25 protein-coding genes are annotated in these 26,770 nt (G+C 59.9%); 9 read left to right on the top strand and 16 right to left on the bottom strand.

What is annotated here, in order from left to right:
• Positions 1–86: 86 nt before the first annotated feature.
• The 4 genes from ACRQ1B_RS01125 to ACRQ1B_RS01110 all read right to left on the bottom strand — a co-directional run bounded on the left by ACRQ1B_RS01125 (position 87) and on the right by ACRQ1B_RS01110 (position 4,580).
• Complete coding sequence (locus ACRQ1B_RS01125) at positions 87–1,730, bottom strand: ABC transporter substrate-binding protein (protein ID WP_432291841.1); 1,644 nt, start codon at positions 1,728–1,730, stop codon at positions 87–89.
• Between the two features lie 89 nt (positions 1,731–1,819).
• Positions 1,820–2,875, bottom strand: coding sequence for a dipeptidase (locus tag ACRQ1B_RS01120; protein ID WP_432291840.1), 1,056 nt, complete (start codon positions 2,873–2,875; stop codon positions 1,820–1,822).
• A gap of 83 nt (positions 2,876–2,958) precedes the next feature.
• On the bottom strand, positions 2,959–3,636 hold the full coding sequence (locus ACRQ1B_RS01115; RefSeq protein WP_432291839.1) for a phosphoribosyltransferase: 678 nt from the start codon (positions 3,634–3,636) through the stop codon (positions 2,959–2,961).
• A gap of 26 nt (positions 3,637–3,662) precedes the next feature.
• The gene (locus tag ACRQ1B_RS01110; RefSeq protein WP_432291838.1) at positions 3,663–4,580 is read right to left on the bottom strand and encodes a LysR family transcriptional regulator; all 918 of its coding nucleotides are present in this window, start codon (positions 4,578–4,580) and stop codon (positions 3,663–3,665) included.
• Positions 4,581–4,674: 94 nt separating this feature from the next.
• Here ACRQ1B_RS01110 and ACRQ1B_RS01105 point away from each other — a divergent pair, with 94 nt between their 5' ends.
• From ACRQ1B_RS01105 to ACRQ1B_RS01095, 3 genes are all read left to right on the top strand, one after another.
• A complete protein-coding gene (locus ACRQ1B_RS01105) occupies positions 4,675–5,868 on the top strand; it encodes an acyl-CoA dehydrogenase (RefSeq protein WP_432291837.1) in 1,194 nt (397 codons plus the stop codon).
• Between the two features lie 235 nt (positions 5,869–6,103).
• On the top strand, positions 6,104–7,540 hold the full coding sequence (locus tag ACRQ1B_RS01100) for an NAD-dependent succinate-semialdehyde dehydrogenase (RefSeq protein WP_432291836.1): 1,437 nt from the start codon (positions 6,104–6,106) through the stop codon (positions 7,538–7,540).
• A 275-nt stretch (positions 7,541–7,815) separates the two neighbouring features.
• Positions 7,816–8,922 (top strand): DNA alkylation repair protein, encoded by a 1,107-nt coding sequence (locus ACRQ1B_RS01095; protein WP_432293778.1) that lies wholly within the window; start codon positions 7,816–7,818, stop codon positions 8,920–8,922.
• On the opposite strand, the gene ACRQ1B_RS01090 is transcribed toward ACRQ1B_RS01095, so the two are convergent.
• The 7 genes from ACRQ1B_RS01090 to ACRQ1B_RS01060 all read right to left on the bottom strand — a co-directional run bounded on the left by ACRQ1B_RS01090 (position 8,919) and on the right by ACRQ1B_RS01060 (position 17,895).
• The gene (locus ACRQ1B_RS01090) at positions 8,919–9,938 is read right to left on the bottom strand and encodes a sulfate/molybdate ABC transporter ATP-binding protein (protein ID WP_432291835.1); all 1,020 of its coding nucleotides are present in this window, start codon (positions 9,936–9,938) and stop codon (positions 8,919–8,921) included. The two genes, ACRQ1B_RS01095 and ACRQ1B_RS01090, sit on opposite strands and share 4 nt — an antisense overlap.
• Positions 9,935–10,813 (bottom strand): sulfate ABC transporter permease subunit CysW, encoded by an 879-nt coding sequence (gene cysW, locus ACRQ1B_RS01085; RefSeq protein WP_432291834.1) that lies wholly within the window; start codon positions 10,811–10,813, stop codon positions 9,935–9,937. The genes ACRQ1B_RS01090 and cysW overlap by 4 nt, the downstream gene beginning before the upstream one ends.
• Before the next feature lie 3 nt (positions 10,814–10,816).
• The gene (gene cysT, locus ACRQ1B_RS01080; protein ID WP_432291833.1) at positions 10,817–11,641 is read right to left on the bottom strand and encodes a sulfate ABC transporter permease subunit CysT; all 825 of its coding nucleotides are present in this window, start codon (positions 11,639–11,641) and stop codon (positions 10,817–10,819) included.
• A 78-nt stretch (positions 11,642–11,719) separates the two neighbouring features.
• A complete protein-coding gene (gene cysP, locus ACRQ1B_RS01075; protein ID WP_432291832.1) occupies positions 11,720–12,703 on the bottom strand; it encodes a thiosulfate ABC transporter substrate-binding protein CysP in 984 nt (327 codons plus the stop codon).
• Positions 12,704–12,869: 166 nt separating this feature from the next.
• Positions 12,870–16,049 (bottom strand): efflux RND transporter permease subunit, encoded by a 3,180-nt coding sequence (locus tag ACRQ1B_RS01070; RefSeq protein WP_432291831.1) that lies wholly within the window; start codon positions 16,047–16,049, stop codon positions 12,870–12,872.
• A gap of 27 nt (positions 16,050–16,076) precedes the next feature.
• The gene (locus ACRQ1B_RS01065; protein WP_432291830.1) at positions 16,077–17,219 is read right to left on the bottom strand and encodes an efflux RND transporter periplasmic adaptor subunit; all 1,143 of its coding nucleotides are present in this window, start codon (positions 17,217–17,219) and stop codon (positions 16,077–16,079) included.
• A 49-nt stretch (positions 17,220–17,268) separates the two neighbouring features.
• Entirely contained in the window at positions 17,269–17,895 is a 627-nt protein-coding gene (locus ACRQ1B_RS01060) for a TetR/AcrR family transcriptional regulator (RefSeq protein ID WP_432291829.1), read from the bottom strand.
• 162 nt (positions 17,896–18,057) lie between these two features.
• Here ACRQ1B_RS01060 and ACRQ1B_RS01055 point away from each other — a divergent pair, with 162 nt between their 5' ends.
• Positions 18,058–19,602, top strand: a complete 1,545-nt coding sequence (locus tag ACRQ1B_RS01055) for a PAS domain-containing sensor histidine kinase (RefSeq protein ID WP_432291828.1) — start codon at positions 18,058–18,060, stop codon at positions 19,600–19,602.
• Between the two features lie 54 nt (positions 19,603–19,656).
• On the top strand, positions 19,657–19,935 hold the full coding sequence (locus ACRQ1B_RS01050; RefSeq protein WP_432291827.1) for a BON domain-containing protein: 279 nt from the start codon (positions 19,657–19,659) through the stop codon (positions 19,933–19,935).
• A 70-nt stretch (positions 19,936–20,005) separates the two neighbouring features.
• Here ACRQ1B_RS01050 and ACRQ1B_RS01045 read toward each other — a convergent pair whose 3' ends face one another.
• On the bottom strand, positions 20,006–22,351 hold the full coding sequence (locus ACRQ1B_RS01045) for a glucose/quinate/shikimate family membrane-bound PQQ-dependent dehydrogenase (RefSeq protein WP_432291826.1): 2,346 nt from the start codon (positions 22,349–22,351) through the stop codon (positions 20,006–20,008).
• 188 nt (positions 22,352–22,539) lie between these two features.
• Between ACRQ1B_RS01045 and ACRQ1B_RS01040 the strand changes: the two genes are divergently transcribed.
• Positions 22,540–23,265 carry a glutathione S-transferase gene (locus ACRQ1B_RS01040; protein ID WP_432291825.1) on the top strand — a complete coding sequence of 242 codons (726 nt, stop codon included), beginning with the start codon at positions 22,540–22,542 and terminating at the stop codon, positions 23,263–23,265.
• Between the two features lie 25 nt (positions 23,266–23,290).
• Here the strand turns inward: ACRQ1B_RS01040 and ACRQ1B_RS01035 are convergent, their stop codons facing one another.
• Complete coding sequence (locus tag ACRQ1B_RS01035; RefSeq protein ID WP_432291824.1) at positions 23,291–23,821, bottom strand: superoxide dismutase family protein; 531 nt, start codon at positions 23,819–23,821, stop codon at positions 23,291–23,293.
• 33 nt (positions 23,822–23,854) lie between these two features.
• A complete protein-coding gene (locus ACRQ1B_RS01030; RefSeq protein ID WP_432291823.1) occupies positions 23,855–24,379 on the bottom strand; it encodes a sigma-70 family RNA polymerase sigma factor in 525 nt (174 codons plus the stop codon).
• A gap of 349 nt (positions 24,380–24,728) precedes the next feature.
• Between ACRQ1B_RS01030 and ACRQ1B_RS01025 the strand changes: the two genes are divergently transcribed.
• Positions 24,729–24,905, top strand: a complete 177-nt coding sequence (locus ACRQ1B_RS01025) for a hypothetical protein (protein WP_432291822.1) — start codon at positions 24,729–24,731, stop codon at positions 24,903–24,905.
• Positions 24,906–25,102: 197 nt separating this feature from the next.
• Positions 25,103–25,603, top strand: coding sequence for a YciE/YciF ferroxidase family protein (locus ACRQ1B_RS01020; protein WP_432291821.1), 501 nt, complete (start codon positions 25,103–25,105; stop codon positions 25,601–25,603).
• A 67-nt stretch (positions 25,604–25,670) separates the two neighbouring features.
• Here ACRQ1B_RS01020 and ACRQ1B_RS01015 read toward each other — a convergent pair whose 3' ends face one another.
• Complete coding sequence (locus ACRQ1B_RS01015) at positions 25,671–25,904, bottom strand: hypothetical protein (RefSeq protein ID WP_432291820.1); 234 nt, start codon at positions 25,902–25,904, stop codon at positions 25,671–25,673.
• A gap of 144 nt (positions 25,905–26,048) precedes the next feature.
• Here ACRQ1B_RS01015 and ACRQ1B_RS01010 point away from each other — a divergent pair, with 144 nt between their 5' ends.
• Entirely contained in the window at positions 26,049–26,444 is a 396-nt protein-coding gene (locus ACRQ1B_RS01010; protein ID WP_432291819.1) for a DUF2934 domain-containing protein, read from the top strand.
• A gap of 20 nt (positions 26,445–26,464) precedes the next feature.
• Here the strand turns inward: ACRQ1B_RS01010 and ACRQ1B_RS01005 are convergent, their stop codons facing one another.
• Positions 26,465–26,698 carry a hypothetical protein gene (locus ACRQ1B_RS01005; protein WP_432291818.1) on the bottom strand — a complete coding sequence of 78 codons (234 nt, stop codon included), beginning with the start codon at positions 26,696–26,698 and terminating at the stop codon, positions 26,465–26,467.
• Positions 26,699–26,770: the final 72 nt, after the last annotated feature.

Genomic DNA, 26,770 nt, shown 5'->3' with positions numbered 1-26,770 from the left:
CCCTCATCCGCCTGCCGGCACCTTCTCCCCGTCAAAACGGGGAGAAGGGAAATGCGGCACCGCCCTCATTCCAAACGCGACTGCAATCAGTCCTTCGAGACCCCATAAACAAAGTTCGTATCAAAGCTCGGGCCGAGCTTGTAACCCTTGAGCTTCGACGAATACCCCGCCACTTCCGTCTGCTGGAAGACGATCACAAACGGGCTGACATCCAGAACCTTCTTCTGCAGGTCCTGATAGATGGCGGCACGCTTGGCCGCGTCCTTTTCCAGAAGCGCGCCCTTGGAAGCATCCGACAGTTCCTTCGGCACATCCCAGGCATTGCGCCAGGCCAGCGTCTTGCTCTTGCCCTCGTCGGAATTGTCCGGGTTGACGGTAAAGGTCTCGGCATTCGAGTTCGGGTCAAAATAGTCCGAGCCCCACTGGCCGATATAGATGTCGTGGGTGCGGGCGCGGAATTTGGTCAGTGTCTGCTTGCCGTCGCCCGGAATGATTTCCAGCTTGATGCCGGCCTGCGCCAGCGTCTGCTGCACGCTTTCGGCAATGCCGGTCACCGGCTGGGTGTTACGCACATCCATGGTGACAGTGAAACCGTCGGCAAGACCGGCCTTGGCCAGCAGTTCCTTGGCCTTGGCGACGTCGAGCTTATACGGTTTTTCCTCGCTGGCGCCGAGCTGGCCCTTGGGCAGGAACGTCTGGTGGATCTCGCCGATGCCCTTGATCAGGGTGGCGCCGATAGCATCGTAATCGACCAGATATTTCATCGCCTCGACCACTTCCGGCTTGGCGAGGTTGGCGTTTTTCTGGTTGAGGCTGAAATAATAGATCGTGCCCTTTGGCGCCGATGTGCTCGACAGGCCTTCCTTGCCTTCGATGGCCTTCAGATCGTTCGGCTCAAGGTTGCGGGCAACATCGATATCGCCGTTTTCAAGCGCCAGACGCTGGCCGGAGCTTTCCTTCATGTGACGATAGATGACCCGCTTCAGTTTCGGCTTTTCGCCGTAATAATTCGGGTTGGCTTCCATGATGACGGCTTCATTGGCGCGCCATGCCATGACCTTGAACGGGCCGGAGCCTGCATAACCGGTCTTCATCCATTCATTGCCGAAATCGGTGTCGTATTTGTATTCCGCGCTCGGCGTCATCGGCTTGGCGTGTTCCATCACCAGTTTCTTGTCGACCACGGAGGCGACGGTGGCGGTGAGAACGTTGAGCACGAAGCTTGGCGCATAGGCCTTGTCCACCGTGAAGGTAAAGGTCGTAGCGTCGGTGGCTTTGGCCTTTTCGGCAACATTATCGCCGGTCAGGCCGAACTGGGTCAGCAGAAAGGCAGGCGACTTGTCGAGCTTGACGGCGCGCTCGAAGGAGAAGGCAACATCTTCAGCTGTCAGCGGGTTGCCGGAGGCAAATTTCAGGTCCGGCTTCAGCTTGAACGTATAGGTCAGGCCGTCATCGGACACGGTCCAGCTTTCGGCGAGATCACCGACGACCTTGGACGTGTCGGCCGGATCGAGGCCGACCAGCTTGCTGTAGCTGTTGGCCGTCACTTCAGCGGTTGAAAGCTCGAAAGCCTCGCCCGGATCGATGGTGATGATGTCGTCGATGGCAAAACCTTCGACCAGCGTATCGGCCGGCGTCGCGGCAAAGGCGTTTGGCGCGGCAAGCGTGATCAACGCAAGCGCTGCGCCTGCGGAAAGAATGCGAACGCGTCTGTTGAGAGAGTTCATCATGGTGGTCGTTCCCGTTGTTTTGTTGCCCGTTATTGTCGTTATTTTCTGTCGTCCCGGCGGTCGTTGCCGCTTTCGTATCGCTTCTGCCTTCAGGCCTTTTCGTGCCAGGCCTCCCCAAGCACGCGCAGCCAGTTCTCCCGGCATAATTTAGCAATGTCTTCAGAAGCGTAGCCCGCGTCCCGAAGCGCCGCAACCAGTTTCTGGTTGCCGGCCGCATCGTGAATATCGGCCGGTACGGTTGCACCGTCGAAATCCGATCCGAGCGCCACGCAATCGATGCCCATGCGCTCCACCATGTAATCGATATGGCGCACCATGTCGGAAAGCGGCGTCGCGGCATTGTCGCGCGCATCCGGACGCAGCATGGTGACGGCATAGTTTAGCCCGGCGAGACCACGGCTTTCCTTGATCGCGTCCATCTGTTTGTCGGTGAGATTACGCGCCACTGCCGTCAGCGCATGTGCGTTGGAATGACTGGCGATCAGCGGCTGGTCCGTGGTCTTTGCCACATCCCAAAAGCCTTTTTCGGTGATGTGGGCGAGATCGATGAGGATGCCGAGCCTGTTGCAGGCCTTGACCAGTTCGAAACCGAGATCGGTGAGGCCCGGCCCGGTATCCGGCGACATCGGATAGGCGAACGGCACGCCGTGACCAAAAATGTTGTGGCGGCTCCAGACCGGCCCGAGCGAGCGCAGGCCGGCAGCGTAGAACACATCGAGTTCGGCAAGATCGGCGCTGATCGGCTCGCAGCCTTCCATATGCAGCACGGCGGCAAACACGCCGTCCTCCATCGCCTTGCGGATATCGGACGTCGAGCGGCAGAGGCGCCATGCGCCGGCACGCTCCAGACGCAGCGCGATCGAAGCCTTTTCCATGCCGATGTTGAGCGATGGCAGATATTCAAGCGGGGCGGCCAGCGGCGTCTCGTAATGGCCGTTGGCATCCGGTTCTTTCAGGATCAGGTCGCCGGAGGGAATATAGATGGCGCAGATGCCGCCAGCGAGAGCGCCGATTTTTGCGCGCGGCGCATCGATATGGCCCTGGCTCGTGCCGTTCAGAAATTCGGCGACCGGATCGCCGCCCCCCTTCATGGTCCTCCAAAGCCGGAGAAGCACGTCGTTATGGCCGTCGAACACCAGTTCCATGAATTTTCCAGATCTCTGCTGCGAATGCGAAGTGCTGATCCTATTCAGAACTCCACACACTCGGCAAGCCGGAAAAAATCATCTTATTTGGTCCAGTGCCCGTCATCCGTCCGGCTGAGCAGAGGGGTTTTGAACACGCCGACGATATGGTCGCGCCATTTGGGATCGATATCGGCGATCGTGTCGCGCCAGCGTTCCGATTGCAGCATGGCGGCACCGATCACGACCGGTTCGATGCCGATCGCTTCCATCAGCGACAGGCCGGCAAGAATAGACGAACCGCTGGAAATCACATCATCGATCAGCGCAATACGGCTGCCACGCAACAGCGGCAGCATGCGCGGATCGGCATAAAGCCGCTTGCTGTATTCCGGCGTGGTGATCGATGACATCGGCACCGAAAGCTCGTCGTCATACCAGAATTTGCGCGAGGTCCCGAGCGGTATGTAACGGCCGTGGCCGAGACGGCGGGCAACGGCTGCGGCAAGCGTCAGGCCCAAGGTCGGCAGGCCGACGACGATTTCGGGATCGAACGGTTTCAGCTTGGCCGCCAGCGCATCGGCCAGTGCATCCTGCACGACAAAACTGGCCTGATTGATGATCAGCGAGGCCAGCGCGTTTTCACCATTGGAAAGGTGCCGGATCGGCAGCATGATCTGCCGGCCATCTTCCAGCACGGCCGGATAGAAAGTGCTGAACGGACCTGCCGGATCAAACGTGTCGGCGGGATAGATTTCCTGCCAGAAATCGTGCGGCTGCATTCGGATCTCCATCAAGCGAAAACGGGTCAGGCAAAATAGGGTTCGTCACGATAACGGCCGATCTCCTCGACCAGCCACTCGCGAAAAACGCTGACGGGACGGGAATCGGTCTTGGCGACGGGTGCTACTGCATAATAGGCGCTCGGGCTACGCACCTGATGCGCAAAAGCCTGTACGATTTCGCCATTGCGCAATTCGGATTCGATCAGGAACAGCGGCATCAACGCCACGCCAAGCCCGGCAATGCAAGCCTGCGCCACGCTTGAAAACTGCTCGAACCGCATGCCCTGCGACGGCGCGTCGCGAAGCCCGAGACTCTGGAACCAGTGGTTCCACGCCCCCGGCCGCGACGCCATGTGCAGAAGCGGCAGGGATCTCAGATCCTCCGCACCAGCAACCGGATGGCTGTCCAGAAAGGCAGGGCTTGCAACCGGCGCCACCATCTCGTCCATCAGAAAGGTGCATTCCGCCCCCGGCCAGTCCGGCAGGCCGATATGGATGGCCATATCCAGCCCGTCCTTCTCGAAATCGAAGACGCCGATACGGGTGGCGAAGTTCAGCGTAATTTCCGGATGACGCTCGACGAAACGCGGAATGCGCGGCATCAGCCAGCGTGTACCGAAGGTCGGCAGGATGGCGAGATTGAGCTGATCATTATGCGTTTTCGTCATGGCCTTCAGCGAGGCCGAGCGGATCAGCGACAGCGCGTTGCCGATCGATTTGGCATAGTTCACGCCCGATACCGTCAACCCCACACCGCGACTGGTGCGCTCGAACAACATCACGCCCAGCTGGTCTTCAAGCCCGGAAATCTGGCGGCTCACGGCCCCTTGCGTCAACGAAAGCTCATCGGCGGCGGCGGAAAAACTGCCGAGCCGCGCCACCGCATCGAAGGCGGCCAGCGCACCGGTCGAAGGCAGCAATCTTCGGCTCGTTGTGATCATCATCCATTCCTATACCTCATGGCGAAATGAGTAAACAACGCTTGCCGTCCGTCAAGCCGTCACGGACAATGCCGGTCACATCGATATTGGAGGCATGATCGTGAGCACGCGTAGCGCATTTTCCTGGGAAGACCCGTTTCTGCTCGACGAGCAGATCAGCGAAGACGAGCGGATGATCCGCGACACCGCCGCCGCCTTCGCGAAATCGGAGCTCCTGCCGCGTGTCGAAAAAGCCTATCTCGACGAAACGACCGATGTCGGCCTGTTCAAGCTGATGGGCCAGACCGGCCTTTTGGGCGTCACATTGCCGGAAGAGTTTGGCGCAGCCAACGCATCCTATGTCGCCTATGGCCTCGTCGCCCGCGAGATCGAACGCATCGACAGCGGTTACCGCTCGATGATGAGCGTGCAGTCCTCGCTCGTCATTTACCCGATCTTCGCCTACGGTTCGGATGAGCAGAAGCAGAAATACCTGCCCGGCCTCGTCTCCGGTGATCTGATCGGCTGTTTCGGCCTGACAGAACCCGATGCCGGTTCCGACCCCGGCGGCATGAAGACCCGCGCCGAAAAGATCGAGGGCGGATATCGCCTGCGCGGTGCAAAGACGTGGATTTCCAACGCGCCGATTGCCGACGTGTTTGTCGTCTGGGCCAAGTCGGAAGCGCATAATAACGAGATCCGCGGTTTTGTGCTCGAAAAGGGCATGAAGGGGCTTTCCGCGCCAAAGATCGGCGGAAAACTGTCGCTGCGCGCTTCGATCACCGGCGAAATCGTCATGGACAGCGTCGAGGTGGGCGAAGATGCGCTTCTGCCGAATGTGTCGGGCCTGAAAGGTCCGTTCGGCTGCCTCAACCGGGCCCGCTACGGCATTTCCTGGGGCGTGATGGGCGCGGCGGAAGACTGCTGGTTCCGCGCCCGCCAGTATGGCCTGGACAGAAAACAGTTCGGCAAGCCGCTGGCCGGCATGCAGCTTTACCAGAAGAAACTGGCCGACATGCAGACGGAAATCGCGCTCGGCCTGCAGGGTTCATTGCGCGTCGGACAGTTGCTGGACGCCCACAAGATGGCGCCGGAAATGATATCCATCGTCAAGCGCAACAATTGCGGCAAAGCGCTCGACATCGCCCGTCAGGCTCGCGACATGCATGGCGGCAACGGCATCCAGATCGAATACCATGTCATGCGCCACGCGCAGAACCTCGAGACGGTGAACACGTATGAGGGCACGCATGATGTGCACGCGCTCATTCTGGGCCGTGCGCAGACTGGGATTCAGGCGTTTTTCTGAGTTTGGCAGGTCAACATCGCCCCTCACCCAGAGCGCAGCGAGCTGCGCTCCCCCTCTCCCTGCTCGCGGGGAGAAGGTGCCGGCAGGCGGATGAGGGGCTGCCGCATTCATTTAGTATTACTTTTTGTCAAGCCGTTGATTGTCGGCTCCATCTATCCTACGTCAGGACCGCTATTGCCTGAGCCGGCCTCCTCCCGGCCCCGTCTCCATCCTTCCGAAAACGAAAGTGGACACCATGACGACCTATCCCGACGTCAAGCTTTTCATTGCAAACGAATGGCGCGATGCCATCGCGGGCGAGACCATCGAAGTGACCGATCCGGCAACGGATGAGGTGATCGGCAAGATCGCCCACGCCCGCAAGGCGGATCTCGATCTGGCGCTCGAAGCTGCCGACAAGGGTTTCAAGATCTGGCGCGACACGTCTGCCTTCGAACGCTCCAAGATCATGCGCAAGGCCGCCGACAACCTGCGCGAACGCGCCGATGCGATCGCCTACATGATGACGCGCGAACAGGGCAAGCCGCTGGCCCAGTCCAAGATGGAAGTTTTGGGCGCCGCCGACACGATCGACTGGTTCGCCGAAGAAGCACGCCGCACCTATGGCCAGATCATTCCGGCCCGTTTCACCGGCGTCTCGCAGATGGCGATCAAGCTGCCGGTCGGCCCGGTTGCCGCCTTCACGCCGTGGAATTTCCCGATCAACCAGATCGTGCGAAAACTGTCTGCCGCTCTTGCCGCCGGCTGCTCGATCATCGTCAAGGCACCGGAAGAAACCCCGGCATCGCCTGCCGAACTGATCCGCGCCTTCGCCGATGCCGGCGTTCCGGCTGGCGTCATCGGTCTCGTCTACGGCATCCCGGCCGAAGTCTCGGAATATCTCATCCCGCATCCGGTCATCCGGAAAATTTCGTTCACCGGCTCGACCCCGATCGGCAAGCACCTCGCAGCCCTCGCCGGCAAGCACATGAAGCGCGCCACGATGGAACTCGGCGGCCATGCGCCCGTCATGATCTTCAACGACGCCGATCTCGACAAGGCGATCGAAATCACCGCCATGTCGAAATTCCGCAATGCCGGTCAGGTCTGCGTCGCGCCGACCCGTTTCCTCATTCAGGACGGTATCGCCGACAAATTCCTCGACGGTTTTGTGAAGGCCGCCGAAGCCATCAAGGTTGGTAACGGCCTTGAAGCCGACACGGTCATGGGCCCGCTCGCCAACGAGCGCCGCATCCCGGCCATGGAAGCCCTCATTCAGGACGCCGTTTCCGCCGGCGCAGACCTGAAGACCGGCGGCAAGCGCATCGGCAACAAGGGCAATTTCTTCGAGCCGACCGTTCTTGCCAATGTTCCGACCTCGGCCAAGATCATGAACGACGAGCCGTTTGGCCCGGTCGCCATCGTCAACCGCTTCTCGACCTTCGAGGATGCCGTTGAAGAAGCAAACCGCCTGCCCTTCGGTCTGGCATCCTATGCCTTCACCGGCTCGGTCAAGACCGCCCACGAACTCGGTCGTCAGGTGGAAGCCGGCATGCTGACCATCAACCACAACGGCCTTGCCCTGCCGGAAGTGCCGTTCGGTGGCATCAAGGATTCGGGCTACGGCACGGAAGGCGGTTCGGAAGCCGTTCAGGCCTATCTCGAAACCAAATACGTCAGCCAGATGAGCTGATCCACCAGCTTCATGTGAATGACGGGACGGCCGGAGTGAAAACTCCGGCCGTTTTGTTTTTGGGATTGTGTGTTTGAGCAGAGTCGCATACGAAAACAAAAAGTGAACATTAGGTGGAGAGTTACAACGCACCTCCCCCCACCCCGTCATCCTCGGGCTTGACCCGAGGATCCAAAACCAAGCGCTCAGAGGGTGCAGTGTGGATCCTCGGGTCAAGCCCGAGGATGACGACGGGGAGGATGGATGCCACCCACCCAATAGCAATGGAAGCCATGATGACCGACGCCACGACCGAAGCCGCACCTCTGCTCAAGGAAATATTCAATCGCGCCCGTCTCACGCATTTTGCTAACGAAACCGCCGCGATCCATCCGGGTTTCGACGGCGAACGGTTTCTGACGCTGGCATCCGAGGGGCTGGACGATCTCAGCATCATGCAGCGTCTGCGGCAGATCGCGGTATCCTTTCACACCACCCTGCCCGGCCCGTACGAGAAGAACATCGAAATCCTGTCGGCGCTGGCACAGCGCATCAGTCACGGTTTTGCGTCGATCACGCTGCCGGAATATGTGGCGCTTTACGGTCACGACCATTTCGACCTTTCCATGCAGGCCCTCGCCTACTTCACCCGCTTCGGCTCGTCGGAATTCGCCATCCGACACTTTCTGCAAAAGGACATGGCACGCACGCTGCAAGTCATGGAAGGCTGGTCGCAAGACGACAACGAGCACGTCCGCCGCCTCGCCTCGGAGGGTTGCCGGCCACGCCTGCCATGGTCGTTCCAGCTGAAACCGCTGATCGCCGATCCTTCACCGGTGTCAAAAATCCTTGAAAACCTGCGCAGCGACCCGGCGCTTTATGTCCGCAAATCCGTCGCCAATCATCTGAACGACATCACCAAGGATCACCCGGACTGGGTGCTGCAAAAGATCGCCGGTTGGAACCAGACCAATACCCACAGCGCCTGGATCATCCGGCAGGCTCTGCGCACGCTGATCAAGAAGGGCGACGCCCGTGCGCTGCATGTGCTGGGCGCAGGACACAAGGCCGAGGTAACGGTGAAAAGCTTTGCTGTGACACCATCAGCGTTGAAACTCGGCGGCACGGTGAAGGTTTCTACACATCTCGTTTCGACGTCAGAGGCTTCACAAAAACTCGTGGTCGATTACGCCGTGCATTACGTGAAGAAAGCCGGCGGCACCTCGAAAAAGGTGTTCAAATGGAAAGAGATTTCGCTGGATGCCGGTACTGATGTTGAACTCTCCATCAGCCGCGCCATCCGAGATTTCACCACGCGCGTGCATTATCCCGGCCGGCATGCTGTGGAACTGATCGTCAATGGCGAGGTGCTGACGGAAGGTGCGTTCGAGATTCTCGCCTAGACAGCAAACACTTTTGCTCGCCTTAGCGTCACGAACCCCGCCTCGCCGGCCTTCACCACCCGCTCCGGCTCCACATCGAATTCCAGCGCCTCACCCGCCGCCGTTGTTGCGAGCACACGGCGGCCGTCGGCGCGGTCGAGCACGCGCGAGATCGTCGCGGCAATGCCCGGTCCGGCGTGAGACCAGTCGAGATCGGTCGGCCGCGCATAAATCTCGCCCCTGCCATCCGCCACGCCAGCGGCCTCCACAGACACATCCCCGGTATAGGCACGCCCATCGCGCACTTGCGCGGTGATCACATTGGCATCACCCAGAAACTTCATCACGAAAGCGGATTGCGGATCGCGGCACACTTCTTCCGGCGTGCCTTGCTGCACGATCTGACCGTCCTTCAAAATCACCACCCGGTCGGCGAGGTCGAGCGCTTCTTCCTGATCGTGGGTGACGAACAAGGTGGTAATCCCGAGCTCCGAATGGATTTCTCTGAGCCAGCGGCGCAGGTCTCGCCGTACATTGGCATCGAGCGCGCCAAAAGGTTCATCGAGCAGCAGCACTTTCGGATCGACGGCAAGGGCACGAGCGAGCGCCACACGCTGCCGCTGGCCACCGGAAATCTGTGCCGGGAAACGGTCACCGAGACCTTCTAGACGGACGAGCCGCAGCAGATCGGTGACACGGTCCTCGATCGCAGCCTTCTCGCGCTTCACCTTAGACACTTTCATGCCGAAGGCGATGTTGTCGGCCACCGTCATATGCGGAAACAGCGCGTAATGCTGGAACACGAAACCGACGCCACGGTCGCGCACCGGAATGTCGGTGGCATCCTGATCGCCGAAATGGATGGTGCCGCCATCGGAATATTCCAGCCCCGCCACCATGCGCAGGATCGTGGTTTTTCCCGAACCGGAGGGGCCGAGCAGCGCGACGAGCTCGCCACTCTCGATATCGAGCGACACGTCCTTGACGGCGCGAAAGGTCTCAAAAGTTTTGACGACGTTTTCGAGGCGGATTTTCATGCGGTTTTCTCTGCCGGGTTGGCGGTTTTGCGGACACGGCCGGCGCCTTGGCGCTCCAGCAAAACCTTGGCGATGATGGTGAAGACGGCAAGCAATGCCAGGATGGAGGCAGAGGCAAAGGCCCCCGCCGCCTGATAATCGTGATAGAGCAGTTCGATATGCAAAGGCAGCGTATTGGTCTGGCCGCGAATATTGCCGGAGACAACCGACACCGCGCCAAATTCGCCCATCACGCGCGCATTGCACAGGATGACACCGTAAAGCAGCGCCCATTTCACATTCGGCAGTGTCACCGACAGGAAGGTGCGAAAGCCGGAAGCGCCAAGCGATGTGGCGGCCTCTTCGAGATCACGCCCCTGCGCCTGCATCAGCGGGATCAGTTCGCGCGCCACGAAAGGCGCGGTGACGAACATCGAGGCGATGATGATGCCCGGAATGGCGAACAGGATTTTGATATCATAGGCGTCCAGCAGCGGGCCGAACAGGCCCTGCAAGCCGTAAACGAACAGATAGGCGACACCGGCCACGATGGGCGAAACCGAAAACGGGATCTCGATCAGCACTAGCAGAAACCGTTTGCCCCAAAAGTCGAACTTGGTGATGGCCCATGCTGCCGCGATGCCGAAGGCGGTGTTGACCGGCACGGCGATCAGCGCTGCGAGCACGGTCAGCCCGATGGCATGCAGCGTATCGGGATGGATGATCGTGTCGCGATAGACGGCCCAGCCCTTGGAAAACGCCTCGACGCCGATGATGATCAGCGGTGCGACGATGACGAAGGCGACGAGAACGAGCACGATGCCGATCAGCGCGCGGCGGAAGATGGGATTGTCGCCGACGCGTGGCGGCTTCTTTCGGGTGGAGAGCGTGCTCATGACTTATCCCTTCACCGTATAACGCAGCGCCCGCGCCTGCAGCCAGTTGGTGACGCCGAGCATGAAGAAAGCGGTGAGCAGCAGCACCGAGGCGATGGCGGCAGCGGCCTGATAATCATACTCTTCCAGCCGGATGAAGATCAGCAATGCGGTGATTTCCGTCGACATCGGCTGGTTGCCGGCGATGAAGATGATGGCGCCGAATTCTCCGAGGCAACGCGCGAAGGAGAGCGACACGCCGGCCAGAAGTGCAGGCGTCAAAAGCGGCAGGATGACCTTGCGGAAAATCGACCAATCCGAGCCGCCGAGCGATTGCGCCGCCTCTTCCAGCGCAGGATCGAGATCTTCCAGTACCGGCTGCACCGTGCGCACGATGAAGGGCAGCGAGGTAAAACACATGGCGATCATGATGCCCAAAGGCGTATAGGCGACCTTGATGCCGGCACTTTCCAGCACCGAACCGAACCAGCCATTATTGGCAAACAGCGCCGTCAGCGCGATACCGGCCACCGCCGTCGGCAGGGCAAACGGCAGGTCGACCATGGCATCGACGATACGCCTTCCGGGAAAACGATAACGGGTGATGACCCAGGCGAGCGCCAGCCCGAAAAACAGGTTGAACAGCGTCGCCCCAAGCGCCGACAGCACCGTAACACGATAACTCGCGATGGCCCGCGATGACGAGATGATCTGCCAGTAATCCGCAGGCCCAAGGCTCGCGGCCTTGAACACGAGCGCTGCCAGCGGCAGCACCACGATCAGGCCGACATAAAACAGGGTCACGCCCAGCGAAAGCGGCAGGCCGGGCAGGACATTACGGCGTCTCACGCAGTCGGTTCCTTATACAGCAAGACCCGGCGGAGTGTTCTTCCGCCGGGCTGAATGGACTTGAACGACTATGCGCGATTATCGGCTGCCGTAAAGCTTGTCGAGCGTGCCGCCAGAGGCAAAATGCTCCGACTGGATCTTTGACCAGCCGCCAAACACGTCATCGACATTGACGAGGCGGATTTCCGGGAACTGATCCTTGAATTCACCGGCAACCTTTTCATTGTGCACGCGATGACCGAACTTGGCGGCAACACGCTGGCCCTCTTCCGTGTAGAGGAAGTCGAGATAGGTTTTTGCCAGCTGTTCGGTGCCATGCTTCTTGGCAACCTTGTCGACAACGGCGACCGGGAACTCGGCGAGCAGCGATACCGACGGGATGACACTCAGAACCTTGTCCTTGCCATACTGCTTTTCGATGCCGCGGGTTTCGGCCTCGAAGGTGATCAGCACATCGCCCTGACCGCGCTCGACGAATGTCGTGGTGGCGGCGCGACCGCCGGTGTCGAAGACCGGAACATTGTCAAAGATCTTGGTGATGTAGGCTTCGATCTTTTCCGCATCGTGCTTGAACTCTTCCTTGGCCCAGGCATAGGCAGCCAGATAGGTGTAACGCGCATTGCCCGACGTCTTCGGGTTCGGGAAGACGGCGTGAACATCGTCACGACCCAGGTCGGCCCAGCCCTTGATATTCTTCGGGTTGCCGGCGCGCACGAGGAAGGCCGGGAAGGAATAGAAGGGTGACGCGCTGTTCGGGAAGGCGTTCTGCCAGTCGTTAGCCACAAAACCTTGCTTCACCAGAAACTCGACATCGGTCACCTGATTGAAGGTCACGACGTCGGCTTCCAGCCCCTCGACGATCGAGCGCGCCTGCTTGGAGGTGCCGGCATGCGACTGGTCGATGGTGACGCCCGGATGCGCCTTCACGAAGGCTTCGTTTTCAGCCACGAAAAGCTCGCGGGCGATATCATAGGAGGCGTTGAGGAGTTTCTGCTCCTGCGCGAAGGCCGGCTGCACAAACAAGGCGACAATGGCAGTGCCGAGGATCAGGAGGCGGTTCATCAAAAAACTCCGGTGGGATTTGCGATTGCTGCAAACATATGCGGCAGCGCGAGGCCGCGCGAGAAACGCACCACTCAGGCAAAGGCTTGGCCGGAGAATTTTCCACCAAAGGAGACGATGTTTGGCGAGGCCTGTTCCACGCTTCAGGAACAGGCCTCGGATTGCGTTATTCCGCCGCCATCGGCAGGTCGAGTTGCTGCGGCTCATTCTGCTGGTCTGAGGCTTCATCTTTCTGCTTCGGCTCGCGACCGAAGAACAGCGCATAACCGGCCGGCAGAACGAAGATGGTCAGCACGGTGGCCACCATGATGCCGCCCATCATCGCGTAAGCCAGCGGCCCCCAGAACAGACCCCAGGAGATCGGGATCAGCGCCAAAACCGCCGTCATCGCCGTCAGCATGATCGGCCGGAAACGACGCACGGCAGCGCCGACGATCGCTTCGGCCTTGTGCATGCCGGCCGCGATATCCTGGTCGATCTGGTCGATCAGGATGATCGAGTTGCGGATGATGATGCCGAGCAGCGCGATGACGCCGAGGATCGCCACGAAGCCGAAGGGCGCACCGCTGATCAGCAGCGCTGCGGCCGCACCGATGATGCCGAGCGGACCGGTGGCAAGCACCAGCATGGATTTTCCAAAATGCTGGAGCTGAACCATCAGCAGCGCCACGATGACCAGCAGCATGACCGGCACCTTGGCGGCAATCGACACCTGGCTTTCGGCCGCATCCTCCGCACCACCCTGGATTTCCAGCCGGTAACCGGCCGGAAGTTCGGCGCGGATATCGCTGAGCTGGTTGTAGAGTTTGACCGAAAGGTCGGTCGGCTCGACACTGTCCGGCACGGTCGCCTTGATAGTGATGGTCGGCAGGCGGTCGCGGCGCCATTCGATGCCGTTTTCCAGCACCGGTTCGACACGGGCGATCTGTGAGACCGGCACGAAGGCACCGCTGTCGGTGGGGATATAGACGCTTTCGACAGCCGACAGCAGTTTGCGCGTTTCCGCCGGTTCGCGGGCAACGATCGACACGGTTTCCTCGCCATCGCGGAAATCGCCGAGCGGCGCGCCGGTCGTGGCGGCATACAGCATCTGTCGCACGCGCTGCGACGAGACACCAAGCGCACGGGCACGGTCCTGGTCGATGACAAGCTTCATAGACGGCACCTTTTCCAGCCAGTCATCGTGGATGGCGCCGAGAACCGGGTTCTGGTGGAAACGTTCCTTCACCTGATCGGCAATGCGGCGGACTTCGTCACGATCCGGACCCTGCACGCGCATCTGCACAGCCCAGCCGACCGGAGGGCCAAGGAAGAGGCGATCGACCTTGCCACGCACGGTCGGAAAGTCTTCCGCCAGCGTCTTGCGCAGTTTTTCGATCATGCGTTCGCGCGATTCCACGTCCTTGGCCATGACGAGCAGTTGCGCATAGTTCGGGTTGCGAAGCTGCTGGTCGAGCGGCAGGAAGAAGCGTGGCGCGCCCTCGCCGATATAGGTGGCGACAAATGTCTTGTCGGGGTCTGGCAGGATACGGTCTTCCAGCGCCCTCGCCTGACGTTCCGTCTCCTCGATCGAGGTGCCTTCCGGCAGCCACATATCGACCAGAATTTCCGGCCGCGACGATTGCGGGAAAAAGCTCTGCGGAATGAACTGAAAAGACCACAGGCTGCCGGCGAACACACCAATCGTGGTCAACAGCACGATCACCCGGTGTTTGACCGCCCAGCCGACGGAATGGCGCAGGCCGCGATAGAAACGCGTGTCATAGGCATCGTGATGGGTGCCGACATGGGCGCGCTGTTTCAGCAGCATATAGCCGATCCAGGGCGTGAAATAGACGGCAACGAACCACGAAACCACCAGCGCAATGCCGACCACATAAAACAGCGAGCGGACATATTCGCCGGCGGTGGAATTGGCGAAACCAACGGGGATGAAGCCGGCGACAGTGATCAGCGTACCCGTCAGCATCGGGAATGCGGTGGAGGAATAGGCGAAGGTGGCGGCCTCGAGTTTCGGCAGCCCCTCCTCCAGCTTTCGCTCCATCATCTCAACGACGATCATCGCATCATCCACCAGAAGCCCGAGCGCGATGATTAGCGCACCAAGCGAGATGCGCTGCAACTCGATGCCCAGCGTGTACATGATGGCAAGCGTTGCCGCGAGAACCAGCGGAATGGCGATGGCGATGATGATGCCGGAGCGCCAGCCGATCGAAATCAGCGACACCGCGAGCACGATGACCAGCGCTTCCATCAGCGCCTGGGTGAATTCGCCGACGGCTTCCGTCACGACTTCCGGCTGGTTGGAAACCTGATCCACAGATACGCCGACCGGCATGGAAGCAATGAAACGCGCATAGGTTTCCTCAACCGAATGGCCGACATCCGTCACCTTGAAGCCCGGCGCCATCACCACACCGACCTGCACGCCGTCATGGCCGTTAAAACGGTACTTGCGCTCGTAAGGGTCGACGAGCCCGGAGGAGACGGTGGCGATATCGCCGAGACGGATGACCTGCGAACCGGTGCGCAGGCGCAGTTCGCGCACGTCTTCCGGCGTCGTCACGCCCCCCTCCACCGCGATCCGGACGGAACGACTGGAGGTCTCGATATTTCCGGCCGGATCGACGGTGTTCTGGCCCTCAAGGGCGCTCTGGAGATCGTTGAAGGTCAGGTTGTGCTCGGCCAACACCTTGGACGAGACGTCGATATAGATCTTTTCCGCCTGGTCACCGAGGATGACGGCCTTTTCCACGCCGGGCGTCGCCAGCAGCATGTCGCGTGCCTGAATGGCGTATTTCTTCAGCTCCGGATACCCGTAGCCATCGCCGCTGATCGCATGCAGCGTGATGAAGGTATCACCGAACTCGTCATCGAAATACGGACCGAGCAAACCGCTCGGAAGGTCTGTGATATCGCCAACTTTCTTGCGAACCTGATAAAAAGCGTCCGCCACATCATCGGCATTGGTATCGCCCTTGATCTGCAGCGTGATGATCGTTGATCCGGCGCGCGAATAGGATTTCACCCAGTCGAGATGCGGCGTTTCCTGCAGCTTGCGCTCGATCTTGTTGGCGACCTGATCCTGCATTTCCTCCAGCGAGGCGCCCGGCCACACGGCCTGCACGACCATGACGCGGAAGGTGAAATCGGGATCTTCCTTCTGGCCCATGTTCATGATGCCGAGGGCACCGATGATGATGATCAGGCCGAACAGGAAACGGCCGATGCTCGGATGGGCAATCGCCCAGCGCGACAGGTTGAAGGGCTGCTTTTCGGGCGTCTGCTCGGCGCCGGAAACCGGGCCGGGGTTGGAACCGGAAGGTGTGTGATCGGAGGATGACATGATCTCTTTTCCCTCTACCGGCTGCGGTTACGAACGGTCAGCGCCCTGCGGCGCGGTCTGCGGATTGCTCTCGGCTTCTGCCGTCGCTGCTCCCGGCACCTTCACCTTCATGTCTTCCGCCATGAACTGGGTTCCGGCGGCAACGACCGCCTCGCCGGGCTTGACGCCATCGGCGATCCGCACGCCGTCATCGGCAAAACCGGCAACGGTCACGACACGCGAATGCACAGTGCCCTTGGCCTTGTCGACGATCCAGACGATCTTTTTGCCATCCTTTTCGGCAACGGCGGCAAGCGGCACGGAATAGGCGGCAACCGCGCCGTCGGTGCGGGCGGTGATCATGCCGGTCATGCCGAGCCGCAACTGCTCGTCATCCGGCAGGCTGACGCGAACGGTAAATGTGCGCGACTGGGTGTTGGCGCTGCCGGACACTTCGCGCACCTTGCCTTCGAGCGTCAGGTCCCGATAGGACCAGAAACTCGCCGAAACCGTCTTGCCCGGACGGAACTGGGCGATGTCGTTTTCCGGCACCGCGATCTCCACTTCCTTTTCACCATCAACGGCAACGGAAATTACGGCCGTGCCTGCGGCAACCACCTGACCCGCTTCGGCGCTGACGCCCGTAACGATGCCGTTCACGTCGGATTTGAGTTCCGCATAGGCGACCTGATTGCGCGCCTGTTCCAGCGCCGAGACGGCAGACTGGCGGGCCGAAAGAGCTTGATCGGCGGCGAGTACGCTCTGCTCAAGTTCGGCCTGCGGCGCGATGTTCTTCGAGGCGAGGTTTTCAGCACGGCGGCGGGCAAGCGCGGAAATTTCCACCTGCTTTTCGGCCGATGCCAGATCGGCTTCGGCGCGGCGCACAGCCAATTGCAGGTCGGTCGCATCGAGACGGGCAAGCACGGTGCCGGGCGTCACACGCTCGCCGACATCGACCAGTCTTTCGGTGATCTTGCCGGCCACGCGAAAACCGAGATCCATCTGCTTTCGCGCTCGCACAGAGCCGGAATAGACAAGTGCGCGCCCTTCATCGGCCGCACCGATTTCGGCAATTTTTACCGGTCGCAGAACCTCTGCGGCTTCAGGCTTTTTTTCTTCCGAACATCCGGCAAGAAGGGCGAGCGTGGACGCCAGGACAAGACCGATGGACAATTTCGAAAACGACGACATGACCGCACTCCCATGCGATTGAAACCCGGCGCAGCTGCCCTCAACGGGATCAGCGCAGCGCCCTGATAGCGAATTCAACGAGATCTTCCGGCGTTGCCTGCCGGCTTTCAGAAAGACAGTCTGCAATGATCTGAGGATGGCACAGCGCCACCGTCGCCTGCATGAAACAATCCGATGCAACTTCGACATTCTGCTGGCGAAACTCGCCGGCCTTGATGCCCCGATCGATCAGTTCCGCGACAAGAACGCGAACCCGTTCGATATGCTCTTCGATGACCTGCCATTGCTGAGCAATGGCAACAACAACCATTTCGTGCACCTTATTCTCATGCACCATGGTTTCAAGCGTCATGCGATGCTGCCCAAGCGCATAAAGGCGCAAACTCTCTGCGGCCGTTTCACCGGCAGCAGCATTGGCAACCGCCAGATCATAGCTTGCGGCCAGCATTCGGCGCGCCAATGCCTGATGGATCTCCGCTTTGGAGGCGAAGAACCGGTAAATATTTGCGGGCGACATGCCGAGTTCCTTGGCGATATCGGCCACATTGGTCTTGGTATAACCGTAGTGCCGGAACAGCCGTTCGGCAGCGTCGAGAATGCGCGTGATATTTTCCGACCGCACATCTGCGGTATGGGCGCTCGCGGCGGCATGACTGGCCGGAAGGCTATCGCTCATGTCTGCTCCGTTACGACTGACGAATTTTAATTTTCGTCAGTCGTAATTCGACAGAGCCGATTTGTCAATCGCTCGGCAACCCTTTCCGATGAATTATCGGTTTTGGAACGAATTCCGTATTAGGGTATTCTTGTGAGACCTTGAGGGAGCGACGGGACGACCATGAATCTGGCCAAGGGCCATCCGGCTATGCTGACGAGCGACGGGCTCTACCAGACGCTTCTGGATTCCATCACCGATTACGCCATCTACATGCTGGATGCCGACGGTCATGTTTCGACGTGGAATTCCGGTGCCGAGCGCATCAAGGGTTTTCGCGCCGAAGAGATTATCGGCGCGCATTTCTCGCGTTTCTATACCGATGAGGAGCGCGCCCGCGGCGAGCCGCAGCGCGCCTTGACCATTGCCCGCCGTGAAGGTCGCTTCGAAAAGGAAAGCTGGCGGGTACGCAGCAACGGCAGCCGTTTCTGGGCGCATGTCGTCATCGACGCCATCCACGACGATGCCGGCCATGTGATCGGCTTTGCAAAGATCACCCGCGACAACAGCGAACGCATGGAAGCCCAGAAAGCGCTCGCAAAGGCGCGAGAGGAACTGTTTCAGGCGCAAAAAATGGAGGCGATCGGCCAGCTGACCGGCGGCGTCGCCCACGATTTCAACAACCTGCTGATGGCGATCATGGGCAGCCTGGAAATGCTGCGCAAGCGCCTACCGGAAGACCCGTCTTTGCTGCCGTTGATCGACAACGCCATTCGCGGCGCCGAGCGCGGTGCGGCGCTGACACAACGTATGCTGGCCTTCTCGCGCCGGCAGGAACTGAATGTGCTACCGGTCGATGTGCCCAAACTCGTTCATGGCATGCGGGATTTCCTCAAAAGCTCGCTCAGCCAGACGCTGGCCATCGAGACTGAGTTTGCAGACGATCTGCCCTATGTGCAGACTGATCCGAACCAGCTGGAAACGGCGCTCCTGAACCTCATCGTCAATGCCCGTGATGCCATGCCCAATGGCGGCACCATCACCATTTCCGCCGTCCCGCAGGACATCACCGAGACGGATGGCAGGCTGAAGCCGGGTCGCTACCTCTGCATCAGCGTGAAGGACGATGGCGAAGGCATGGATGCCGAAACGCTGGCGCATGCGACAACACCCTTCTTCACCACCAAGGGTGTCGGTCGTGGCACCGGCCTCGGCCTTTCCATGGTGCAGGGCCTGATCGAACAATCCGGCGGCGCGCTCTCCATCGAAAGTGCGCGCGGCGACGGCACGACGATCTTTCTCTGTCTGCCGGTGGCCGGTGAGGATGAGGAAATCCTCGAACCCGAACTGCCGCTGATCCTGCCGGAAGACAACACTCGCCCGCTCACCATTCTGGCCGTCGATGATGACGCGCTGGTATTGATGAACACGACGCTGATGCTTGAAGATCTCGGCCACACGGTGATAGAGGCCTATAGCGCCGCCGATGCACTGTCGGTGATCAACAGCGGTGAGGCTTTAGACCTCGTCATCACGGACCATTCGATGCCGCAGATGACCGGTTCGGAACTGGCGCTGGAGATCGCCAAACTGAGGCCAACCCTGCCGGTGATCCTGGCGACGGGTTATGCCGAACTGCCCGCCGGCTCCGACCAGCAACTGCCCCGTCTGGCAAAACCGTTCACACAGGCGCAGCTGAAAGAGATCGTTGGCACGGCGACGCATTGAACCAAAGCCCGCCTCCTCGCGTTGATCTGTCGAAACAACCAAGGAGGAATGGACATGGTTTTCAAACCACCGATGTTTTACGACAAGGAACCGACAATCGAGGTGGAGAACCCGCCTGCCGCTGAACTGGAAACCCGCGTTGCCGATGCACTCGCCACCAATTTTGGTGTCGATGCCAGCGATGTGACGGTGGTGGCAGACGGGTCGGAAATCACGCTGACAGGCACGGTCCTCGACGCTGAAGAGATTGCCCGCGCGACGGAGGTAGCCGCGTGCGTCGAAGGTGTCAGCAAGGTTCAAAACTTCATCCGCAGCGGCGGTTTTCTGCATTAAATCAGCATGTTTTTCATAAATAAGGCCGGGGCGTTGCCACCCCGGCCTTTTTTTTCGCTATGGCTGCCCCTTATCGCGGCAACGCATAGGCGATCACGTAATCCCCCGGCTTGGTGCCGACCGAACCATGGCCGCCCGCCACCATCACCACGAACTGGCGACCGTCTTCCACCGCATAACTCATCGGCGTCGCCTGACCGCCGGCCGGAAGGCGAGCCTCCCAAAGCTGCTCGCCGTTGGTGAGGTCATAGGCACGAAGATAATCATCGACCGCCGCGCCGAGGAAGGCGATGCCGCCCTTGGTGATCATTGGTCCGCCGATGCCGGGCACGCCGACCTTGAAGGGCAGCGGCAGCGGCGTCATGTCATAGACCGTGCCATTCTTGTGCTTGTAGGCCGTTTCGCCGGTGCGCAGATCAACGCCGGTGACATACCCCCACGGCGGCGCCTGGCAGGGAACCTGCAACGGCCCCAGGAACGGCCCCATCTTGACGCCGTAAGGTGCGCCGTCATTGCGGTTAAGCCCTTGTTCGCTGCCCTTTTCGTCCTGACCCTTCGGCGGGATCTGGTCGCGCGGCACCAGTTGCGAGGTAAAGGCCAGATAGGTCGGCATGCCGAACATCACCTGCCGTTCCGGATCGACCGCCACGCCGCCCCAGTTGAACGTGCCGAAATTGCCGGGATAGATGATCGAGCCTTCCAAGGACGGTGGCGTATAGCGGCCTTCGTAACGCAGCGAATGATAGCGAATGCGGCACACCATCTGGTCGAACATGGTGATGCCCCACATGTTGCGTTCTTCCAGCTTTGGCGGCTTGAAGCTGAGGCCCGAAGTCGGCTGCGTCGGTGCGGTGAAATCGCCCGCGATCGCGCCGGTCGGAGCGGGCTCCTCCGTGATCGGGATGATCGGCTCGCCGGTGCGGCGGTCGAGCACGTAGATGTCACCCTGCTTGGTCGGACCAACGAGGGCTGGAACAGTGCTGTTATCCGCCTTCTTGAGATCGATCAGCGTCGGCTGGGCCGGCACGTCCATGTCCCACAGGTCGTGATGCACGAATTGTTTGACCCAACGGTCCGCGCCGGTGTTGAGATCGAGCGCGACAATGGAGGACGAATATTTTTCGACATGTTCGCTGCGGCCCATGCCGAGCTGGTCAGGCACCTGATTGCCGAGTGGGATATAGACGAGGCCAAGCGCTTCATCGACGCTGAACACGGACCAGCTGTTGGGCGAGTTGACCGTGTATTTCTGACCCTCCGGCAGCGGTGTCGTCTGGCTCGGATTGCCGCTGTCCCAGTTCCAGATCAGCTGTCCGGTATTGACGTCAAAGGCGCGGATGACGCCCGACTGCGACTGCGTGGAATAGTTGTCGTTGACGGCGCCGCCGACGATGATCTTGTTTCCGGCAATGGCGGGTGGCGACGTGGAGTAATAATAACCAGCCGGATTATACGGCATGCCGGTCTCCAGCTGCAGCGTGCCCTTGTTGGCAAAGCCTTCGCAGGTCTGGCCGGTGCCGGCATCGAGCGCGATCAGACGTGCATCGGATGTCGGCAGATAGACGCGGGCAGCACACAGGCTGCCGGCGGCAGCAGCCGGATCGGCGTAATAGGTGACGCCGCGGCAGGTCTGATGCTGGCGGTCCGGGTTGAGACCGGCATTCGGATCGAATTTCCAGATCTGCTTTCCGGTCGTCGCATCGAGCGCGATCGCCCAGTTGTGCGGCGTGCAGAGGAACAGCGTATTTCCGACTTTCAGCGGCGTCACCTGATAGGTGGTCTCGCCCACATCTTCCGGCAGCTTCACGTCACCGGTCTGGAACCGCCAGACTTCCGTCAGTGACGCGACATTTTCCTTGTTGATCTGGTCGAGCGGCGAGTAACGCTGGCCATAAGGCGTGCGGCCATATTGGTGCCAGTCGCCGGGCGGGACGTTGCCGCCGAGATCGGGGGCGGCCGCGACCACATCCTCCGGCAGGTCGCCAGACTGGTCATGCGGATCGAACAGCATCGAGACGAGCGCCACCAGAACGGCAATGCAGACGGAGACGGCCAGCGGCCGCACATCGGCGCCATACCGGAAACCGGTAGTCGGGCTGGAAAAACCGAGCGGGCGGCGGATCCACGGCGTCAGCAGCCAGATGCCGAGCACGATGATCACACCACCGCGAGGTCCAAGCTGCCACCAGTCGAGCCCGACCTCCCACACCGCCCAGCCGAGCGAACCGAGAATGATGGCCGCGTAGAGCCAGAGAGCCAGCGGCCGGCGCATGAATAACAGTATAGCAGTGAGGACGAAGGCGATGCCCGTGATCAGGTAATAGGCGCTGCCGCCAATCATCATCAGGTGACCGCCACCGGCGGCAAGCGCGATCCCGATCAGAGTGAAAAGGATCGCGGTAACGGTGATCGCCATGTCGGCCCCCTGCTGCACAAGCAATGTGTTGAATAGCGGTATCTGCGCTGGAAATTGCGCGTTACGCTCGCCCGTCAACAGGGCAGCAAACAAAAAGTTCCGTGACAGTTTTTAGCGGGTCCGGATGGGAACCGGCCTTGTGCTCCCGTGTTGTTCGAGACACCCGAACATCACCAGGAAGGAACATCGTGACCTACGAGCTATATTATTGGGACGGAATTCCAGGACGTGGCGAATTTGTTCGGCTGGCTCTCGAGGAAGTCGGCGCCGCATATCGCGACATGGGCAAAGGCAGCGCCGGCAGCAAGGCAATCATGGACCACCTCGGCGACAAGGCTGGCCCTTATCCCCCATTCGCGCCTCCCTTTTTGAAGGATGGCGATCTGATCGTCTCACATGTTGCCAACATCCTCGACTATCTTGGCCCCAAACACGGGCTTGCACCGGCAAAACAGCAGGATCACGTGTTTGCGAAAGGCTTACAGCTGACGCTGACGGATTTTGTTGCCGAGGCGCACGATACGCACCACCCGCTCGGGATCGATGATTATTACGAGGATCAGAAAGCGGAGGCAAAAAAGCGGTCGAAGGCTTTCATCGAAAACCGTATCCCGAAATTTCTCGGCTATTTCGAAAGAGTGATCAGCCTCAACGCGGCCGGAAACGGGTTCAACGTCGGCGATGGCCTTACCACCGTCGATCTCTCGCTTTTCCATGTGGTGGATGGACTACGTTACGCTTTTCCGCGTGCGACCTCGGATTTCGGGAAACGATATCCCAGAGTGATGGCACTGCATGAAAAAGTGGGGACACGGCCGAACATTGCCGCATATCTGGCCTCGCAGCGGCGCCTGGACTTCAACGAATCCGACGTCTTCCGCCACTATCCGGAACTGGATCGGGACCCGGCTTGAGCCGGGTCCCGCCTTCCTGAAAGCCTTATTCGATGACGCCGCAGGCCAGACGATCGCCGGCGGCACCGGAGGGCTGCGTTTTGTAGTCATCGGGCTTGGCGTGAACCATCAGCGCGCGGCCGACGATACCGGCATCACCCTTGTCGAGCGTCACCGCATCGTTGATCACCTGCGCACGCAATACACCATCGGCACCGACATACTGATTGGGCATGTCACCGGCATGCGGGCCATTGGCCGCCTGGTAACCGTGTTCCTTGCCGTCCGGATTGAAATGACCGCCGGCGGATTCGTGGTGGGACGCCGCATCGCAGCTGCCCGTTTCATGCACGTGGAAAGCCACCCATTGCGAGGCAGGCAGCCCCTTGATCTCGACATTGATCAGCACGCCCGACGGTGTTGTGCTCAGATCCGCCTTACCGGCATCCTCGCCCTTGGCACCGACGAATTTTGCGGATCCGGTAGCAGTGGCCGGTGCCGCCACCTGATCTGCGGCGGCGGCAAAACCAGCACCGGAGGCCAGAGCAATGGCGGCAAAAGCTGCGATGGTTTTCATAGTGTCTCTCCCTGTTTTATCAGACAATGTCGGTCAGACATGCGTTGCCTCGTCTTCGTTATCCTCACCGAGTTCAAGCAGGATCTGGTGGCGGGCGCGGTTGAGGCGGCTCTTCACGGTACCGACGGCGCAATCACAGATTTCGGCAGCGGATTCGTAGCTTTCGCCAAGAATCGCCACCAGCGTCAGCACTTCGCGATAATGCGGCGGCAGTTTTTGCAGGGCGCGCTGCACCTCCTTGGCGCGGGCGGCAACTTCCTGCGAGGCTGCAATCGGCGTATCGCCGGAGACATTTTCCTCAAGCCCCGGCGCTTCACGGCCCAGCACCTTCGCGCGGGTGTAAAACGTGTTGCGCATGATGGTGAACAGCCACGACTTCAGCTTTGTTCCCGGCTCGAACTTGTCGAGATTGCCGAGCGCCTTCATCAAGGTCTCCTGCACGAGATCGTCGGCATCGGAAGGATTACGGCAGAAGGTACGGGCAAAAGCACGGAGGGCCGGAATGAGCCGGACAATATCGGCGCGTGCAGGATCACGATTCAATTGTGATTCAGACACCGGGCGCACCTCTTATAAACTCGCGGATGGGAATGACGGGTGCAAACGCCTGCCCGCCTCATTTGGTTCCGCTGCCAGATGGCGCTCGCCCGGTTTCGTCATGTTGTGAACACTCGGCAAGGACGGACGATCGGAGCCGGTGCCTGTCTCCGCCTGTCGCATTCGCGCTACAGGCTTCAGCGGAATGCATCGCAACAGGGCCTGCATAGGTGACATGCGCCCACACGGCATTGACACCGCCCGCCATTCCGGGCTTTCGAATAGTTCGGTAAGCATGTGCCTGTAGGCTATATCGCTTGCGGGCGTTTTGCCCGATGCGATCCAGCAGTGTCATGCGGCAGAGGTCAGAATGACGACAGAGAGCGAACGCATTGCAGAAGAACCAGCCAGGCTCGGTGGCCGGGTGACGCAGGAAGTCGCCGTTCTTCTGACCGAAATCGAAAAGGAAGAGGTTCCTGATCGGCTGCTGAAGCTTGCGCAGGATTTGCAAAAAGCCCTCCACGACAAGTTCGCCGACAAGACCTGATTTTTCTCTCTCCATCAGACCATTGATGTGAACCGATCCGGTCAGCCGTCGCATCGGGTTCCATGGTTTTTCACGTTCGTACGATTGCGGACGGGCCGGAACAAATCGACAGACTGTCGGTTAACTGCCCGTCGATCACCCATGTCGATCAGACATATCTTTACAAAGATCACCCGCAAATCAGGAGGACGCCGATCATGGCAACCACGAAGACGTTGGAAGATCTCTTCTACGAAACCCTCAAGGACATCTATTACGCTGAACGTCAGATCGTGAAAGCGCTGCCGAAGATGGCGCGCGGCGCTCAGGACGAGAAGCTCAAGCAGGCCTTTCTGACCCACAAGGAAGAGACCGAAGGCCAGATCGACCGCCTGAAACAGGTTTTCGAGATCATCGGCAAGCGTGCCCAGGGCAAGACCTGTGACGCGATCGAGGGCATCCTGTCGGAAGGCGAGGAAATCCTTGACGAGTTCAAGGGCACGCCTGCACTTGATGCCGGTCTTCTTGCCGCCGCGCAGGCTGTCGAACACTACGAGATCAGTCGTTACGGCACGCTTGCCGCCTGGGCAAAGCAGCTTGGTCTGAAGGAAGCCGCAGCGCTTCTTGAAGAAACGCTCGCCGAAGAAAGCAAGACCGACGAGACGCTGACGACCCTTGCCACCACTGCTGTCAACTCCGCCGCGAAAAAAGCAGCGTAACGACATTGCGCCGCAACATAAAACGGCCCGCCAATGGCGGGCCGTTTTATGTCATCTGAATGTCTTTTCAGGAGCGTATTTGCGGATAGGGCGTGGTCACGTTCTGATCGCAAGGCGCCATTCCGCCGTCCATTTCCTGTCGGCGGAAAACGGGTTTTTGCAATCGGTGCTTGTCACGTTCGGCATGCGCATGAGCGGCTTGCAGGGCCAACGCGTAGCTCGGATAGGACGCCGATGGCAGGCCGCCGATGACGTAAATCCAGCCTGTCGAATGCGGCAGAATATCGAAATAATTTTGCATGGCTGATTTCCTCCCGGTGCCCGAACGACGAACTCTGAAAAAGGTTCCGATAAAAAATGAAGCACCGCACAAAAATATGCCTTGCGTAACGGAACTTTTGCGAGTGTCATCTGTTGTGACAGTCGGGCGAACGGAGACGTAATCATGGCGGAATCCGAACACGAGTGGATTAGCAGGCGCGCCTACGCGTTGTGGGAAGAGGAAGGTTATCCGACAGGCAAGGATAACGAGCACTGGGAGAGGGCGCGGCAGGAATATCTGCTGTTTGCACCGCTCGGTGTGACCAAGGGTCTGCCCAAGGGCAAGAAACCTAAGGCCAACGGTACTGCTACTGAAAAGGCAGCAGCGACAAAGCCTGAGGCCGTAGCCAAGGTTGCAAAGCCGAAAACGGCCAAGCCGGCAAAGACCCCTGCCGTCAAATCACCGGCGGCGAAGTCGGCACCGGAGAAATCCGCTGCGAAGCCGGCCAAAGCCAAGGCAATTGCTGCCGAAGCAAAACCGGCTGCCAAGACCAGATCGAAAAAGCTCGTCGCCGAATAAAACGGTCTCGACTTTAAAACCTACGGCGCTGCCGCGGATATCTCCGCGGCAAACGCATTGTTTTTGTCTGTAATCGACGAGTTTTGTTGTGAAGCAATGGTTTCGTTTACCTTTTGCGTGGAACCTTGAGACAGTTGAGGACGCTCTTTTCCATGCAGATGCCAACGGCAGGCAATTTCGCGTAATGCCCCGAAGGCAGGCATATTGGAGGCAGGCATGATGAATGCACCTGTGACCTTCGACCAGATCGGCATGCGTGATCCGACGCAAGGCGCAGCGGTTGCGCGCAAGACTTTCGCCCGTAACCGCCGATCAGCATTCCGTAA

Source organism: Endobacterium panacihumi, from assembly GCF_050847465.1.
Lineage (GTDB): Bacteria > Pseudomonadota > Alphaproteobacteria > Rhizobiales > Rhizobiaceae > Neorhizobium > Neorhizobium panacihumi.
This window is presented reverse-complemented; position numbering and strand designations above follow the sequence as displayed.